General features: G+C 38.0%; 9 protein-coding genes and 1 pseudogene. All 10 read right to left on the minus strand.

Annotated features, from left to right (window positions below; translation table 11 throughout):
* Positions 1-58 precede the first annotated feature (58 nt).
* A pseudogene (locus NEOC95_RS07055) lies at positions 59-724 on the minus strand (leucine-rich repeat domain-containing protein); the annotation flags it as partial.
* A gap of 18 nt (positions 725-742) precedes the next feature.
* Entirely contained in the window at positions 743-2,233 is a 1,491-nt protein-coding gene (locus NEOC95_RS07060; RefSeq protein ID WP_213152304.1) for a leucine-rich repeat domain-containing protein, read from the minus strand.
* A gap of 617 nt (positions 2,234-2,850) precedes the next feature.
* Complete coding sequence (locus NEOC95_RS07065; protein WP_213152305.1) at positions 2,851-5,187, minus strand: leucine-rich repeat domain-containing protein; 2,337 nt, start codon at positions 5,185-5,187, stop codon at positions 2,851-2,853.
* A 424-nt stretch (positions 5,188-5,611) separates the two neighbouring features.
* Positions 5,612-7,423 carry a leucine-rich repeat domain-containing protein gene (locus NEOC95_RS07070; RefSeq protein WP_213152306.1) on the minus strand — a complete coding sequence of 604 codons (1,812 nt, stop codon included), beginning with the start codon at positions 7,421-7,423 and terminating at the stop codon, positions 5,612-5,614.
* Positions 7,424-7,975: 552 nt separating this feature from the next.
* A complete protein-coding gene (locus tag NEOC95_RS07075; protein WP_213152307.1) occupies positions 7,976-8,686 on the minus strand; it encodes a hypothetical protein in 711 nt (236 codons plus the stop codon).
* 43 nt (positions 8,687-8,729) lie between these two features.
* Complete coding sequence (locus NEOC95_RS07080; protein ID WP_213152308.1) at positions 8,730-9,335, minus strand: leucine-rich repeat domain-containing protein; 606 nt, start codon at positions 9,333-9,335, stop codon at positions 8,730-8,732.
* A 902-nt stretch (positions 9,336-10,237) separates the two neighbouring features.
* Positions 10,238-12,409 (minus strand): 6-hydroxymethylpterin diphosphokinase MptE-like protein, encoded by a 2,172-nt coding sequence (locus NEOC95_RS07085; RefSeq protein ID WP_249270200.1) that lies wholly within the window; start codon positions 12,407-12,409, stop codon positions 10,238-10,240.
* Between the two features lie 241 nt (positions 12,410-12,650).
* On the minus strand, positions 12,651-15,668 hold the full coding sequence (locus NEOC95_RS07090) for a 6-hydroxymethylpterin diphosphokinase MptE-like protein (protein ID WP_213152309.1): 3,018 nt from the start codon (positions 15,666-15,668) through the stop codon (positions 12,651-12,653).
* 41 nt (positions 15,669-15,709) lie between these two features.
* Positions 15,710-16,129: a hypothetical protein gene (locus NEOC95_RS07095; protein ID WP_213152310.1), complete on the minus strand. Its 420-nt coding sequence runs from the start codon at positions 16,127-16,129 to the stop codon at positions 15,710-15,712.
* Between the two features lie 106 nt (positions 16,130-16,235).
* Positions 16,236-16,391, minus strand: coding sequence for a hypothetical protein (locus NEOC95_RS07100; protein ID WP_213152311.1), 156 nt, complete (start codon positions 16,389-16,391; stop codon positions 16,236-16,238).
* Positions 16,392-17,006 lie beyond the last annotated feature (615 nt).

The raw sequence follows: 17,006 nt of genomic DNA on the forward strand, positions 1-17,006 counted from the left end.
GCTTCAAGCTTCGCGACTTATAAATTGTGTTTCCTTTATTTTTATCACAAATGTCAGATTAAGTCCTACCTATTACAGTTAATCGGTTTTGCTGCAAATTTAGCTCTTTTAGTTGGGATAGCTGCCCAATCTCAGCAGGAAGAGCAGCTAGCATGTTTTGCTGCAAGTTAAGTCTTTGCAGCTGAGATAGCTGCCCGATTTGAGTAGGAATAGCGATTAGCCGGTTTTGCTGCAAATTTAGCTCTTTTAGCTGGGATAGCTGCCCAACCTCAGCAGGAAGAGCAGCTAGCATGTTTTGTTGCAAGTTAAGTCTCTGCAGCTGAGATAGCTGCCCGATTTCTGTAGGAATAGCGATTAGCCGGTTTTGTGGCAAGTCCAGCCATATGAGCTGGGAGAGCTGGCCGATTTCAGCAGGAACATACTTTAGCTCGTTTTTTTGCAAATTAAGCCACTCTAAATTAAGGAGTTTTCCAATTCCAGGCGGGAGAATGGTTAGCTGGTTTTGCTGCAGGAAAAGTAGGCGTAGTTGGTAAAGGCACTGCATTTCAGACGGAACAGTTGTTAGCAGATTTTGATGCACATCAAGATTTTCCAACCGAGAGAGCCGTCCTATTTCTATCGGAAGAGAGGTTAATTTATTTTGACTTAAGGTAAGTATCCTCAGCCGAGCTAGCTGCCCGATTTCTACAGGAAGAGACTTAAGCTGATTGTTGCTTAGAGAAAAACGTTGGAGATTAGAGAGCTACCCTATTTTTACAGGAAGCACGGTTAGCTGATTGTTGCTTAAGGAAAGATCTTGCAGCTGAGAGAGCTGCCCGATTTCTACAGGAAGCGCGGTTAGCTGATTGCTGCTTAGATAAAGATTTTGGAGGTTAGAGAGCTGCCCTATTTCTGGTGGCAGGCTCGTAAGAGAGTTTTGCTGCAAGTCAAGTGTTTTCAGGTTAACTAGCTGTCCAATTTCGGCAGGCAGGAAAGTTAAATTTATTTTCTTTGTAATAAATCCTCTCCTCTTAAAACTTAGATAAGTAACATTTTTTCCATGCTCTTTTAGCCAATCTTTAAAAAGTGCCCCCTTTCTCTTTAAAGGGAGCATTTTAATCTTTTCTTGATCTAAATATTCTCTCCCTCCAGGCAGCTCCTCCCACAATAGAAGACGGCTAATATTGAGGAGATAGGAAGCATATGTCAAAAAGTCGAAGACATCGTTTTTTTTATTTTCTCCTTTAAATTCTAAAGGAGAGAGAGATTCAACCCAGGTTAAAACTTGTTTAAAGATGTGCTTCAATTTTGCTTCCACTGAAAGGTTAAAGTCGATTTTATAGATTTGATCTAAACTGTACGCGTGCTCAGCCGAATTACCCTCTTCATAAGGAAAATGTAAATTGATGATTTCTTTATAAAGAGAGTTCATACCTTCCAAAGAAAGAGCTGGAGCGCTGCTAACCGATAAAATAGACAAAGGAGAGTCAGAGATAAAATAAGATCGTTGATGGATTTGCTGCAGCTTCTCCAGGGTAAATTGCCTCACCTTTTTATTTTCACCTAATAGATTCTTTGTCCATTGATAGCTTATCTTTTCATCCTCCGTCAGCTCTTCGCCTTCCTGCCTAATTAGCTCTTCCACTTGTTTCTCAAGCATTTTCTTTAAAGCCGGATTGATTTGAATTTGAGGTTCTTCTAGAAGGTTAAATAAGAGTTCTATATAGCCTTCTTTAAAAGAGTCCGCAGAGCAGAGCATTTTTTCTTTACCTTTCTCGCGACAAAGGGAAGGGAGCTTTGAAGAGGAAGAAGATTTTTCTGAGCGTTTAAGGCAAAACTCTAGATAAGCTTGGGCTTTCTCATAAGTAGGACTTAATCGCAGAGATTGCAATAAAGCTTCTACAGCTGCTTCATGATTTCCTTTTTCGGCGTATTGCTTAGCCCTTAGAAAATGCTTTACAGCTTCTTCAATAGGATCATGTTTAAATTCTTCTAAAGGATGCGACTCAGCAGCCTCAGCTAGCTGCCTGATCGTATAGTTGGGTGCATGCCTTTCAATAACCTTTCTATCTAGAGGACAAAGTTTATTGCGCGCTAAGCATTGAATGACGGTATCTTTGTTAAAGGTATGGCCACACGGAAATAAAGTAACCGCCTGAGTCATCAATTCTCCTGATATAACGTCTTCTATATTTTCTGAAACTGTGCTTCTAAAGTCTGTCTGCTGCCTAGGAATAGGATCTGAGGGTATCATATAAGCTCCTTAAATTTTATCGTCAGTTAGCCTATCGCGCGCTGGATATATAATTTTTACAATTGCCTTATCTCTCTCATTTAAGATAAGTTAAATGTTTACATTAGTTGAAGCAATGTTTTATTTTGAGCGTTTTATTAATTTGATAAGCATGTGAAACGGTCACGCTGTTCTACCCCCCCCTGGCCGCTTACTGTGCTTATACGTTTTTGAGCTATTCCTTATACAACCTCATACTCAATAAAACCATTTCATCAGCAAAGTCAAAGCAAAGAAAATGTTTTACTTAATGAAAACCAAAAGATATCTGCTCTAACTCCCTATGCCCACCTCAGGTCAAATGAAAAATTTTCTACAATAGAAGAGAGGTTATTGCTCACACACTCAGAGGAGGATTCTTTATTTAGTTTTGAAGTAGATAAGGTTAGGCCATCTATTAACTTGCTCGCTATTCCATAAAAACATCTACAAGCTTGCTAGTAATGACTATAATGCTAAGTAAGAAAACCGCTTCAAGGAATTTTACATCCTCGAAGCTAAAAAATTTTAGATTTGCTGGTAGATAGGAAAAGCATCTATTTTCTTCACCACGAAGTTCTAATGGATTATTTAGTTACTCAACAACGAACCACAGCATTTGGAAAAAGCATCTTGATCTTAGCAGGAACACCGGTTAGCCGGTTTTGTTGCAAGTAAATCCAACCCAGCTGAGATAGCTGTTTCATCTCGATAGGGAGAACTGTTAGCCGATTTTGTTGCAAGTCAAGGCCTCGCAGGCAAGATAGCTGCCCAATTTCGGCAGGAAGAGAGTCTAGCTGGTTCCAACTTAAATCAAGCTGTTCCAGCTTAGATAGCTGCCCAATTTCAGCAGGTAGAGCCTTAAGTTGGTTTTGCTGTAAATTAAGCCATGTCAGCTGAGATAGGAGCCCAATTTCAGCAGGAAGGACCTTAAGGTGGTTTTGCTTCAATCCCAGCATTTGCAGCTCAGAGAGTTGCCCAATTTCAGCAGGAAGAGCCGTAAGGTGGTTTTGCTCCAATCGCAGTATTTGCAGCTTAGAGAGCTGCCCTATGGAAGCAGGCAGAGTTGTTAGATGGTTCTGCTCCAAACGAAGATGTTTCAATTGAGACAGTTGCCAGGCTTCAACAGGTAGAGCCGTTAGTTGATTTTTCCCCACGTTAAGCACCGCTAGCTTGGAAAGCTGCCCAATTTCTGCAGGCAGAGCTGTAAGGTGGTTTTGCTCTAACTCTAGGTCCCATAAGTTAGAAAGCTGCCCAATTTCAGCAGGAAGAGAGGTTATATAGTTTTGGCGCAAGTCAAGCTGCTTTAATTGAGAGAGCTGCCAAATCTCGACAGGAACAACTGTTAGCTGGTTTTGCTGCAAATTAAGGAATTCTAGCTTGGAAAGTTGCCTAATTTCTGCAGGCATGGTTGTGAAACGGTTTTGATATAGATTAAGCCGTGTCAGCTCAGAGAGCTGCCCGATTTCTGCAGGGAGAGTCGTGAGATGGTTTTGCTGCAAATCCAAGGTTTCTAGCTTAGAAAGCTGCCCAATTTCAGGGGGAAGCACTGTTAGATGATTATGGTCTAGGCTGAGCTGTTGCAAATTAGAGAGCCGCCCAATCTCCGCAGGAACGGTAGTGAGTTGATTGTCGCCTATGAAAAGCCGTTGCAGCTGAGACAGCTGCCCAATTTCTGCAGGCAAAAAAGTTAAGCCTACCCCACGGATCCTATGGATAAAATCTCTTCCAACGATACGAACATTGATCGCATCTTTTCCATGTTCTTTTAGAAACTCTTCTAAAAGCTCGCCTTTTTTCTTTAAAGGCAATGCTTTAATTTTTTCTTCAATTAAATAATCTCTGCCCTTGGGTAGATTTTCCCAGAGTAAAAAGCGATTAATATGGAGATGATAAGAAACATAGGTCGAAATGTTGAAAGCTTCATTGTCTTTATTTTCTCTTTCGAAGTCTACAGGGGAAAGAGATTTAGCCCAGGTTAAAACTTGCTCAAAGATGTGTCTTACCTTTGCTGCTACAGAGAGCTCGGGCTTAATTTTATACACTTGATCCAAAATGCGAGCGCATTCGTTGAGATTTTTATTTTGATGAGGAAAATGGAAATCTATTATTTTTCTGTACAGAATACCTATAGGCTCTGGAGAAAGAGCTTGAGCGGTAACAGTTGAAGGTGGAGCAGTCGCTATAGGAGATGAGGGATGGATTTGCTGCAGCTTCTCCAGGGCAAATTGTCTTACCTTTTTATTTTCACCTAATAGATTCTTTGTCCATTGATAGCTTGCCTTTTCTTGCTCGGTCAGCTCTTCACCCTCATGGCTAATTAAGCCTTCCACTTGTTTCTCAAGCATTTTCTTTAAAGCCGGATGGGCTTGAATTTGAGGTTCTTCTAGAAGGTTAAATAAGAGTTCTATGTAGCCTTCTTTAAAGGGGCTCGCAGAGGAGTGTACTTTTTCTTTGCCTTTTTCGCGACAAGGGAAAAGAGGCTTTGAAGAGGAATTTGAAGAACGTTTAAGGCAGAACTCTAGGTAAGCTTGAGCCTTTTCATAAGTAGGACTTAATCGCAGAGATTGCAATAAAGCTTCTACAGCTGCTTCATGATTTCCTTTTTCGGCGTATTGCTTCGCCCGTAGGAAATGCTCTATAGCTTCATCGCTAGGTTCGTTTTTATGTTCTTCTAAAGGATGCGACTCAGCCGTTTCGGCTAGGTGCCTGATCGTATAGTTGGGTATATGCCTTTCAATCAGCTGCCTATCCAACGGACAGAGTTTATTACGCGCTAAACATTGAATGGCGGTATCTTCATTAAAAGTATGACCACAAGGGATCAAGGTGACCGCCCGGGTCATCAACTCTCCTGATACAGCATCTTCTATATTCTCTGAAACTGTGCTTCTAAAGTCTGTCTGCTGCCTAGGAATAGGGTCTGAGGGTATCATATAAGCTCCTTAAGTTTTGCCATCAGCTAGCTTATCAATTTGGATGTATAATTTTTAGAATTAACTTAACTCTCTCATTTAAGATAAGTTAACTTTTTTGGTTATTTTAAGCAATTTTTCATTTTAAGCGTTTAAACACCTTGCTAGATATGTTATCTAAGGCACTTACTGTTTGTTATTAAAGCAATAAGAATGAATTATTTAATACAGGCCAAAGATTCATCTCCTTTAAAATAGACCGGCAAATCAGACGAAAAAGGAGGCGAGGCATCACAGTTGCAATTTAGCTTTCCTTTCTGCTAACTCTGAGGCCCGGCAAAGACCTCGCTCATCATTTAAGCTTTTTCCTCCCCTTTCTTTTTAATCCATCACATTTTTTATAAGGAATTAGCTAAAAAACACTTCTTACTTTTTTAAACGCATGTTAAAGCGGATTTCCACTGATTTCAAGTTTTTCTAACTGAGGAAGCTGACGTATCTCTGTAGGAATGGTGGTGAGCTGGTTTTGACTTAAATCAAGGACATACAGCCCACGAAGTTGTCGCATTTTAGCAGGAAGAGCCGTAAGGTGGTTTTGCTGTAAGTCGAGCGTTTCTAACCTAAAAAGATTGCCTATTTCCGAGGGAAGAGCAGTGAGCCGGTTTTGCTTCAAGCTAAGCGTTCTTAGCTGGGATAGCTGCCCAATCTCAGCAGGAAGAGCGGTGAGCTGGTTTTGTTGTAAGTAAATCAGCCTTAGTTGAGAAAGTTGTCCCATTGCAGCAGGAAGAGCAGTTAGCTGGTTCTGCTGTAATTCAATGCCAGTCAGCAGAGAAAGCTGCCCAATTTGCGCAGGAAGAGCCGTTAGATAATTATTGCTGATATTAAGACCGCGTAGCTGAAAAAGCTGCCCAATTTCGGCAGGTACAAAGGTTAGCTGATTTTGGCTTAAGTTAAGGTATTTTAGCCTAGACATTTGTCCAATCTCAGGAGGTAAAAAGGTTAAACCTAAAGCCGTTAAATTTAGACTAGTAGGGAAGAAGAGTAATGGTTGCTTTTTTATCCACCCTTTTAAAAGCTCTCCTTTTTTCTTTAGAGGCAAAACTTTAATTTCTTCTTGGTTTAAATAATCTTTTCCTCCAAGCAGCTGTTGCCAAAGTAAGAGACGGTTAGTATTTATAAGATAGGAGGTATAATTTGCAAAAGTGAAAGCCTTTTGTTCCTTATTTTCTTCTTCGAACTCTAGAGGAGAAAGAGATTTAGCTAAGGTCAAGAGGTGCTTAAAAATATGCTTCACTTTTGCTTCCGCAGAAAGGCTAGATTCAATTTTATAAATTTGATCCAAAATATGAGCATGGTCGATAAGATTTCGACTTTCATAAGGAAAGTGAAAATTGATTATCTCGTTATAAAGAGAGACCATAGGTTCTGAAGAAAGAGCTTGAATGCTAACCGTAGAAAGTTGAGGAGGGATTAGAGAAATAGGAGAAGACTGCTGGTAAATTTGCTGTAACTTTTCTAGGGCAAATTGCCTCACTTTTTTATTTTCACCTAATAAATTTTTCGTCCATCGATAGCTTACCTTTTCTTTCTCAGTCAGTTCTTCACCCTCCTGACTGATCAGCTCTTCTAATTGGTTTTCAAGCATTTTCTTTAAAGCTGCATTGGCTTGAATTTGCGGTTCTTCTAAAAGGTTAAATAAAAGTTCATTATAGCGTTCTTTAGAAGATTCCGTAGAAAAAGACAATTTTTCTTTATCTTTTTCGTTGGGAAGTGACAAGGACTTTAAAGAGGAGGATGGTAAAATCGAAGAAGGAGAAGCTGAGGAACGTTTAAGGCAAAACTCTAGGTAAGCCTGAGCTTTTTCATAAGTAGGGCTTAATTGTAAAGCTTGCAATAAAGCTTCTATAGCTAATGTATGATCTCCTTTTTCAGCATTTTCTTTGCCCCGTAGGAAATGTTCTACAGCTTCTGGGCTAGGTTCGTTTTTATGTTCTTCTAAAGGATGCGACTCGGCAGTATCGGCTAGGTGTCTGATGGTGTAGTTGGGTATATATCTTTCAATAAGCTGCCTATCCAGAGGGCAGAGTTTATTACGCGCTAAACATTGGATAGCGGTATCCTCATTAAAAATATGGCCACACGGGATCAAAGTAACAGCTTTAGTCATCAGCTCTCCTGATACAGCATCTTCTATATTCTCTGAGACTATGGTTCTAAAGTCTGTTTGCGCGCTTGAAATAGGGGTAGAGGGTATCATATAAGCTCCTTCAGGGTAGGGTCAGTTTGTTTATTAGGTTCATGTTTAATATGCTTTTTTAAGAGCTTGACCTAGCTTGTATGTGTATAAGATTTAATCCTTCTCTCTTTTTTAAGCAATTTTTATTTTTAAGTTAAAAAGGATAAAAATGAAGTTTATGGGCTAATTATAAGCTGAAGAGCCAGAATGATTATAGATTGACCAAGGCTGTGAATTGCCCTTAACCTTTACAAACAATAGAAAAAATTGGATGAGACTGCTGGATGAGTAAATTGTTGGAAGGGTGTTAGTTAATTTAAAAACAATTTAATCAAAACATTTTCTAATCGCTCAGTTTTATTTAGTTTTTTTTGAATGAGTTACATACAGAATGGAAAGGCTTACAGTTAATTTACTAGCCAAGAAAATATAGCATTATGAAGGCGATTATAATCTTTCTGCGGCAAGAAATTGCTTTACTTTAGGTATGACTCTCACCTCTTTACTATAAGAAATTTTGACGCGAGGCCTAAAGCGACTCTACCTAATTTGAGTACTTATCATGCTCTTTTTTTAATCTTCTTCAATGCTTATCTGCGCTAATAAGGAAGAAGGAAATACTTCAGGTGTTTTTTTAATCCTTTCTTTTAACGAAGGATCTATCACTAGGTGTTTAAGAGATGAGGAAGTGTTTAGGAGTAAAGCCAAATCATATAGGTAAAAATTTTCCCTCATATACCTTATATTAAGAGATTCAAGCTCAGGTAAAGAAGCTAAATGGCTAAAGCAGCTACTATTAATTTTTGTAAAACTTAAGTTTAAGTGCTTTAATCTTGCAAGCTTGCTTGCCAGTGCTTTTACGCTTTTTCCTTTTAATTGGGTACAAAATCCTACATTGAGCTTTTCAAGAACAGGAGCCGTTTGGGCGAGTTTTTGAAAGGCTTCGTTAGTAAAGCCTTGGCAAGAAGTTATGTTTAGAGATAATAAAGAAAAAAAGGAATGCTCAAAGAAAGAATCCTCAATATGGCGGGCAGTAAGGTTTAACTTCTCAAGGGATAACTTTTCTATCTCTTGCCCTAATATAGCGGGCGTTAATTGTTGGCAAAAATTAAGCTTTAAGCTTCGGAGCTGAGGAGTTTGGCTCATAATAGCCTGAAAGCCTAAATTAGTAAGTGAAGAACAATAAGAAAGATCTATTTTTGCCAAATAAGGAAAAAAGCAATGGTCGCTAGATCCTAGCTCTTCCCCTATTATGTGAGAGCAGCCACTCAAATTTAACTTCATTAGCTGGCGCGTATTTTGACTTATACTTACTAAACTAGAGTCACTAATTTTTTTTACAGTCCCTTAATTTTAATTTTTCTAGTCCTCTACAGCCTTGGGTTATTATTTGAATAGCTTTATCAGTGATGCTTGGAATAAAACTTAAGTCCAGTTTTTTTAATTGAGCACAGTTAGAAAGAGCTTGAGCAAATCTTATTTCTAAAGTAGGGTCCGAGTTTAAAGCTAGCATTTGCAGAGAATGACACTGCTCTACAAGTAAAGAAATCCCTTCTTCAGTCATTTGCTTGGCAGACGAAAGCTGAAGCTTACGCAATACTTTTGCATGCTGTTGTAATTTTAGGAGACTTTTATCTGTTAAAGAATCAGCAGATTTGCAGGCTAATTTTGTCAATAAATTGACTTTGTTTACAGCTTTTATAAATTCATCATCTCCTAATTGAAAGCATCCTAAATAATCAAAGTATACACTTGTGGTTTCTTGCAGCGTACTTTTTCCACGATGTATACGCGCCTTTTTAGCTAGCAGACCTGCATCGTTCGTTGGTAGAATCATTTGATTTTCAAGATAGCTAGGTTGCCAATCTGTAGAAGAAGGAAGTATTTTATCAAATTTACTTCCATTAAAAGGATTAAGAGGAAAACAATTCATTTTTTTTTCTGTATTTATAGCTCTCGCATTTTAAGTTATAAAAAATACATTTTTAAATACAAACTATTTCATTAAATACGTTAATTAATCCATCAATTATAAATAAGCTAGGTGCCATTTAATTATGAACCTATCTTATTAATTGATTTGTCTAAAAACTTTTTAAGCTAGAGGTAAAAAATGCTTGCCAATATTCTATCTTTTTTTTCCATCTAAATGCAATGCGCCGATATTTTCTTTGCAGCTAAGATATTGATCGTTTAGCTTGCCACATCATTCTTTTTAAATGAGATCTAACCCCCTTAGCGATTTTTTCCAGACTTTGCCATCTATCGCTCAAAGTAAAAGCTTCTCATTTTACAGCTTATCTCTTAAGTATTCTGCATTCTCTCCTTTTGCTTTAAATGCAGGAAAAAGTCCTTGTCGATTTTTATTGTCTCGAAACAATGCTGATCTCTCGATTGATTAGAGTTTTTATCATCTGATGTCCATCTCTATGAGCAGCAACCATTCTCAAAAATTATAAGCAAACTCTTTTTTTTCTTAATTAAGAGGAGCTGACTCCTTTTCTTTTATATCCATAAGATATATCTTGTCTTTCTTTTTTTCCTCGTTGAAAGAAACATCGGCTGTTAAGACATTGGCAATTTGACTTTCCGGCAAGATCGTCTTTATCAAGCAAGGCGCGCTGTATCCTATCGAGTGTACCATCATCTTGCCATCTACCTATTTTCCTCTCTCAGACCATGCCGATAATTTTTACTTCCTCTTCCAAGCTCTTCGGTAAGCATTGCTGTTTCTACAGTGTGCACAAGTGTTTTTGTTAAATCCCCTCTCATTTTCCTAGCATCATATCCCCCTTTTTTACAAAAGATAAAAGAAAAAATCTCAACCTCGCCGCCTTATTCATTCGGCGGGTTTTCATCCCTCAAAGGTGCTACGTGAGATTTAAGAGTTTCATTCGGATAAAAAAGCTGTGCTGTTATCAGCTTGCCACTCTCATAGTTTAACAGCGTTTTAACTATCCCAGTAGGATAATAAAATTCTTGCTTTCCCTCCCATACCCCCTCTTTAAACACCTGCCTGCTAAAGAGTTGACCATTAGGATAAAAAAACTCGGCCACCCCTTCTTGCAGGCCTTTTTCAAAATAAGCGGAAGATAAAATTTGGCCTTGAGCATGAAAGGAGGAGTTTCCTTGAATTACTCCTTGGACTTTTGTTTGCTTACAGGTAATTTTCCCTGGCTTTGGAAAGGTAGTCGCAGGAAGCGCCGCATGCTCATGCATAGCCATCTTGATAAGCTCCAGGTTAACCTTAGCCACATCGCGTAAGAAGGCAAAACGTTTGATAAGTAAGTCTAGCTTCTCAAGCGCTTGTTGAACTTCTGAAATAGAGGCATGCTGGATACCTTGTAATTCTCGATTTAAAACGCGCGTATAAGCTTCATTAAAGATATGTAAGACATAGCGATAGCCTATTTCTTCTGCCAAATCGCTCTCATAAAGTGCAGCTTTTCCTGTCTGTTGAGGAAAGCAAACTTTTTGATCTTTTTCCGACCGTAATTTGATGACTCTGGTTTCTTCGATAAGAATTTCGAAATCCTCCACGCAACGCGTTAAGCTTTGTTGCAAATCTTGCATTAAGGAAGATATCTTTTCCTTTTTAACTTGCGGCATCGAGCTGTTAAAAATTTCGCTATGGATCATGCCCTTAAAATCGTAATTTTCTATCAAATATTTGTCGGCAACCTCTTGGAGAGTTTCATTGGGTACACCAGGAAATCCTAACCCCCCTTCTGTAGCATTGATTACCTTGATATCCGGATGAGCTTTAGCAAAATCACCTATCCATTCAGCTTCTGCTATCCATTTCCATAAAGTATAAATAGGCTTTCCATAGATATCTGTTTTAAGCAGTGCCACTTGATCGATATTCTGCGTTGTTGTAATGTCGGCCGCCTCGACACGATTATCTTCTATGACGCCTGAAGCATAAGCCTTCATATCGGTATAGGCTAAATCCATGCCTACAAAAATAATGGGATTACATCCTAAAGCATGCGCAATCTCTAAGCAAAAGTTAACGACATTATGCCCTTCCTCAATAGGTGTACCTTTAATTCCCAAACCTTCTTCAAAAAAAGAAGAAATATCATATCCACCACTTCCTGTAACATAAAGGCGTGGACCATGAATAGTATTAAAGGCCTTATGTAACAGGCGATTGCGATAAAAAAAGGGCGTTTCAAAAGAACTGTTAGTACTTAACCGGTCATATTGAGGGGCATTGGGATCTATACCTGCCCCAAAATGGGGTTGGATATCGCTTTTATTCAAAGCGTTTAGCGCCGACCCTCCCGCAAAAACTAAAGCCTTATTTAAAAGCTTACCTAGCAGAGAAAGATTTTTTTCTAAAGAAGGGCCTGCCCCGCAAATGATAGCAGGGATGTTATGAAATTTCCCAAAAAGCTCATCAGCTAAATAAGCACCTTCTAAAGAAAGAATATTAGGATAAAAATTTTTAAAAAAACCTACCCCATATTCAAGGTATTCTGTAAGCAGGCTATTTTTAAGGGATGCTTCATAAGCAAGCGTATGCTTTAAATGGGCATATTGTTCTGCTTTCAGATCCTGATATAATTTTAAACCTGATACCGTAAGGGTTGTTAAAAAAAAATTCCAGTAAAGATGATGGAACAGTTCTTTGCTATTTTCTAAATCCTCAAAAAAATGCAGCTGCACTTGAGGATCATGAACTAGCTGAAAGCCTAGATGAGTTTCAAAGAGGCGATGAATGACCGCTAGGTTATCTTCTAGGAAAACAAGGCGGCGTGAAGGATCTTCTTGAAGCCAGCTTTGAGCAGCTTGATAGTAATAACCTAAGCCTACGCCATAGACATATATTAAGGGCACCTCAGCTAGCTTGGTCATTTTGAACCACTCTTTTGCTTCATCAAGGGCTCCTTTTTGACAATGAAAGAAGTAAGTTTCTTCTCCATGTTGAAATTTTAAATTTTGTTCTTCCTGCTGAGTTATACAAAATGCCACGTCCTTACAATCTATGTAGGGCAGCAAAAGTGCTTTTTGGGGATTAGTAGAAGACCATCTTTCGCAATTTTTATGGAAGAGATCGATGCTATTTTTCATAAAGAATAGGGTGGGTAAAAAAGATAAAAATATAAAGCTTGGCCTTCATCAAAATAGCCCGGGGATCTATGAGGGTTGCCTTAAAATTAAAAAAGCTCTTCCCTTAACCTTTTAAATAAAAATTAAAGTAGGCTTTCATTTAAGCTCTAGATTTTATTTCGTTATGTTTTTAGTTAGGAAAAAGTTCTACTTCTTTCTGTAAGTTAAGCTTCTCAAATAAACCTGTAAGACTCGCTTGTGTTTCACAAGTCAATTCAGACAAATTTTTTGTTAAGCCTTCTAATTGAGCTTTAACTAGCCTCTCTGCTTCAGGAGTTTTCCACACAGCTTCTTTAGGGGTTTTGCCTTCTGTCCCTGAAATTTTTAACATTTCATGGCTGTATTTATTAAGCTTATCCATTTCTTTTTGTAATTCTAACAAATCATCCTCAATGCTGGTAGATTTATCCTCTCTTTTTACTTCCACAATAGTGGGAGCAATATTTACAAGAGCCTGATAGATATTGTGGAGAGAAGTAGTTAAAGCTGTAGAATGATTAGTCATTAAATCAAAATAATCTTTCCCTTGGGTGGCATCTTCTAAATGAGGTGCACCATCTTCATTCCATTTTTTTATTTCAAGCTTGTCCGAGTCATTAGCATAGATAATTTCCTTGCTGAGGTTGCCATTAGAATACCATTCCCGGGCCGTTCCTATAGGCAAATCATTCTCATAATGAGCTTCTATTAATAGCATGGCGTCTTCATTCCACATCCTTTCCACACCATCTTTTTTTCCTTTTTTGAAATGCATTTGGCGTTTAATTCTACCGCTTGCATAGTACAAAAGAACCTCGCCATTCATTAAACCGTCTTGATAAGGGAGAATAGTTTTAGGGAGACCATTTGAAAAATAGTATTCTTGGCGGCCATGTAAAACACCTTTCCTATAACGCTTGATAGCATACAGCTCGCCTGTAAGGTAATAAAAGAAACCTTTACCTTCTAAAAGACCCTCCACATACCAGTTTTGAGCAAGGAGTTGGCCATTTTCAGCGTAGTAGGTCGCTGGACCATAAAGTTTGCCTTCATGTAAAAAGTGCTGGGTTTTTAAAGCTCCATTAGCATACAGCTGCTGTTCAGCTTGACCTTCGCATTTTTTCTTAAGATTTAAATGAAGCTCAGGGTCGATGATTTCCAAATAACTATCTACAAAAGAGTAATGCTCTTGTTCACTCAAATGGGTACGTTCAATCTGTAACTTTTCTTTAAGAGCGAGAGTTTTTTTGGAAGGCGTCACTTCTGGATTATTGCTTTCTTTAACTACCTTGGTAAGAAGAGAGCTAATAATATTTATATTATTTCTTGCCACCGAGGAAAGGAAAGAATATAAGCTTATCTCAAAAACAATTTTTTTCAAGAAAATTTCTTTCTCTGAATAAAGCTGAGAATCGTATTCTAAATAAACAAGCCGGGGAAAGAAAATCTCTAAAAACCTTTCCTTATAATCAGTTAAGATATATTTAAAAGCATCCAAGGCTTCAAGCTTGGCTAAGTTCTCTTCGATGGCCGGATTTTTGAGATGAGCGGGCACCTCTTGCCCAACCTCTACGCTTTGGTGAATTTTACTATTTTCAAGAGCGATAATACTACAATAGGTTTCACAATCGAGTAGGCTACGTGCAAATATCTCAAGGCTTTCTAATACTTTATAGGTAGTTAAGCCTTGAGGAACCCCACTGTTTTGAATTTCTCCATGCACCAACGAAGAAAAATCGTAATTTTTCTTTAAATAGATGGAGGCCGCCTCTGCAAGGGTCATATTGGGAACACGGGTAAAACCAATCCCCCCTTCGGTACAATTCAATAAAGTGATCTCAGGATATTGGCTGGCAAAATGAGAAAACCACAGGGATTCATTAATCCATTTCCAAAGGGTATGAACAGGCTGACCATAAATATCATCTTTTACAAGGAGCTCTTCATGAGAGTATTTGGTTAAAAAAGCATCTTTAGGGTCTTGGATGGCATGACGTACCAGACCGGGAGCATAGGAGCTATTATTCGAATAAGCTAAATCTACGCCTACTATAATGATAGGATTGCATCCTAATTCTCTAGCGATCGATAAATTGAAATTAATTACATTATGACCTTCTTCTATAGGCACCACTTCAGGCAGGCCTAATTGATTTTCAAACCATGCAGGTAGGCGATAGCCTCCAGCTCCGGCTACTAATAACCGCTCTCCATGCACCATTTTCAATGCAGGATTGTACATGCGCTGCCTATAAAAGAAAGGAACCTCAAAAGCCGTATTAGATATTAATCGATTATAATGGGAAGGATTGGGATCTATTCCTAGGCCAAAATGGGGAGTTATTCCCGCTCCATTTAAGACGTTCATAGCTGTCCCACCTGCCATTATTAATGCTTTATCTTTTAGCTCTTTGAGAAGATGAATATTCTTAGCTAATGAAGGTCCCGCTCCACAAATAATAGCAGGGACACCTTTGAATTGATCTAGCATTTTTGATTCAATTTTAGAGGAAGGAATCTCCATTAAATTTTGATAGTAGTTATGAATAAAGCCTTTCTCACCAGCTAAATTCATAAATTCAGCGCTTATGCCTATGCGCATATCATGAAAAAAAGAAAGACGTGCTTGAAACTCCACCGTATGGAGAGTATCGTTCTTTTGATAAAATTTAAGTGCCGAAGCTTTAAAAGAAGCCAAAGAAAAAAGAGAAGTTACAAAGCCAAAGGAAAAATAAGATGTTTCCCATGAAAAATGAAAGAGTTTAGCTTGGGTATCATTTAAGAAAGCTGTAGCTCGCTCGGTTTGAAGAAAAAATTTTATTACTTCCAAGTTATTTTCTAGGAAAACTACATAGCGCTTAGGGTCTTCTTTTAACCAATTTTTAATCACCTCATAGTAATACCCCAGCCCGATCCCATAAATATACACCACTAAAGTATCTTTTAAATCTAAAGATAAAAACCATTGTTGTGCCTCCCTTTGGGGAGAAAGAGGGGAATGTAAATATGCAGGCTCATCTTCGGAAATTTTCTGCAAATTCCATTCACCATCTTCGTTAGCAATAAGAGCAATCTCTTGGCACTCTAGAACTTTGATTTTTTCTGCTGCATCTTGATTAAGAACAGACCATCTCTGCAAATTATGGGTAAAACGTTCATCGTTTATCATTATTATCTACTTTCATTTATATAGTGTGTTGATTAAGAATGTTACAGAGGAATCCAGCCTTTTTTGCCCCCTACATGATTGAACTTTTCTTTCCTTTTGTCGCCCAGTTGCTTATTTTTTCTTTCTTCTTTTTGCTTTTCTGTCGCCGCTTTAAGTACATTTCTACAGCCTTCAAGTTGGCTCTTAAGATACTGAGTTTTCTCTAGAAAGTTTTGAAGATCGGGCGGAAGGTGATTTTTTGATTCTAAAATGGTTTTTCTTAGCTCTTCTTGAGAGATTCCCATACGCGAGGTCTCAATGTCAGTCATATGAGAAATTTCCTGAATCTGCCTAGATAAGCGCTGAATGGCTTCTTTGATTTCAGGGCGTGAATCAATCTCTTTATGCTGGTTAGATAATATATGCTGATATAAAGAGGTAACCTGATTAAGAATCTGCTCAAGAAAGGAAATTGTTTTCATAATAGCCATCAAAATTAAGTTGTTTTAAGTTCCAAACTCAACCTATCACTATTAAAAATTATTTTAAAGCATTTTAACTTAAGCTCTCATCTTTAAGAGCTTAAATTTATTCAAACTTGCTTTTTGAAGAATCGTAAGGATTTTCTAAATCTGGCATTTCTTCTTTAGTCCCTATACTCCAGCCAGGATGAAGGATCCCTACTGCTAAACGAGTGATACAAACCGTGTATAAGAGAGGATGCGACCCTACCAAATAAGGCATATTTTGCCGCACTTTACTTTTGATTCTCTCAGGTGCAACGGTATCAGAAGTGCCTATATGCTTTGAAAAAATTCTTTGTAGCTCGTACAGCAGCTACGGCTTTTACCTTAAAAACGAGGAATATAAAATGTATAGGAGACTGCACATTTAATGCGTTCTTTTAATGACCAAAATTGTCGTTCCGATTGATCCTCGGTATAAATGGGAGCTTACCCATATTTTTGATTTGTAAAACGGGATGGATAAGGGCTGGATCATTGCCCATCTCTAATCCCCCTGCTTTAATTTTTCCCAGCATAGCTGGACATCATCTAAAACCTTGATTTATTTAGAATAGTACCATTTTTATATTTTTTCAAAATTATAAATTTAAAAATTTACTTAGTATCGAAATAGGCGTTGTTGCGTAAATGCTAAGAAGTGTATGCGATAAGATTGCCCTTTAACACATAAGAGCTATAAAATTAGTTTGCAACAACAAAAATATAGGCAGGCTATGGAAAAAAAAGTCACTTACCGCATACGTAATTGGTCCGAGTATAACAAAGCTTTAGAACAAAGAGGAAGCATAACTTTATGGTTTTCGGATGAAACCATTAAAGGATGGAGGGAAAA

This window comes from Neochlamydia sp. AcF95 (assembly GCF_018342455.1).
In the GTDB taxonomy this organism is placed as follows: Bacteria; Chlamydiota; Chlamydiia; order Chlamydiales; family Parachlamydiaceae; genus Neochlamydia.

What these genes read in the sequence shown, in the direction of transcription:
- NEOC95_RS07100 (WP_213152311.1), bottom strand. Translation starts at nt 16,391, where the DNA reads ATGCCTTATTTGGTAGGGTCGCATCCTCTCTTATACACGGTTTGTATC.
- NEOC95_RS07075 (WP_213152307.1), bottom strand. Translation starts at nt 8,686, where the DNA reads ATGAAGTTAAATTTGAGTGGCTGCTCTCACATAATAGGGGAAGAGCTA.
- NEOC95_RS07060 (WP_213152304.1), bottom strand. Translation starts at nt 2,233, where the DNA reads ATGATACCCTCAGATCCTATTCCTAGGCAGCAGACAGACTTTAGAAGC.
- NEOC95_RS07090 (WP_213152309.1), bottom strand. Translation starts at nt 15,668, where the DNA reads ATGATAAACGATGAACGTTTTACCCATAATTTGCAGAGATGGTCTGTT.
- NEOC95_RS07070 (WP_213152306.1), bottom strand. Translation starts at nt 7,423, where the DNA reads ATGATACCCTCTACCCCTATTTCAAGCGCGCAAACAGACTTTAGAACC.
- NEOC95_RS07065 (WP_213152305.1), bottom strand. Translation starts at nt 5,187, where the DNA reads ATGATACCCTCAGACCCTATTCCTAGGCAGCAGACAGACTTTAGAAGC.
- NEOC95_RS07095 (WP_213152310.1), bottom strand. Translation starts at nt 16,129, where the DNA reads ATGAAAACAATTTCCTTTCTTGAGCAGATTCTTAATCAGGTTACCTCT.
- NEOC95_RS07080 (WP_213152308.1), bottom strand. Translation starts at nt 9,335, where the DNA reads ATGAATTGTTTTCCTCTTAATCCTTTTAATGGAAGTAAATTTGATAAA.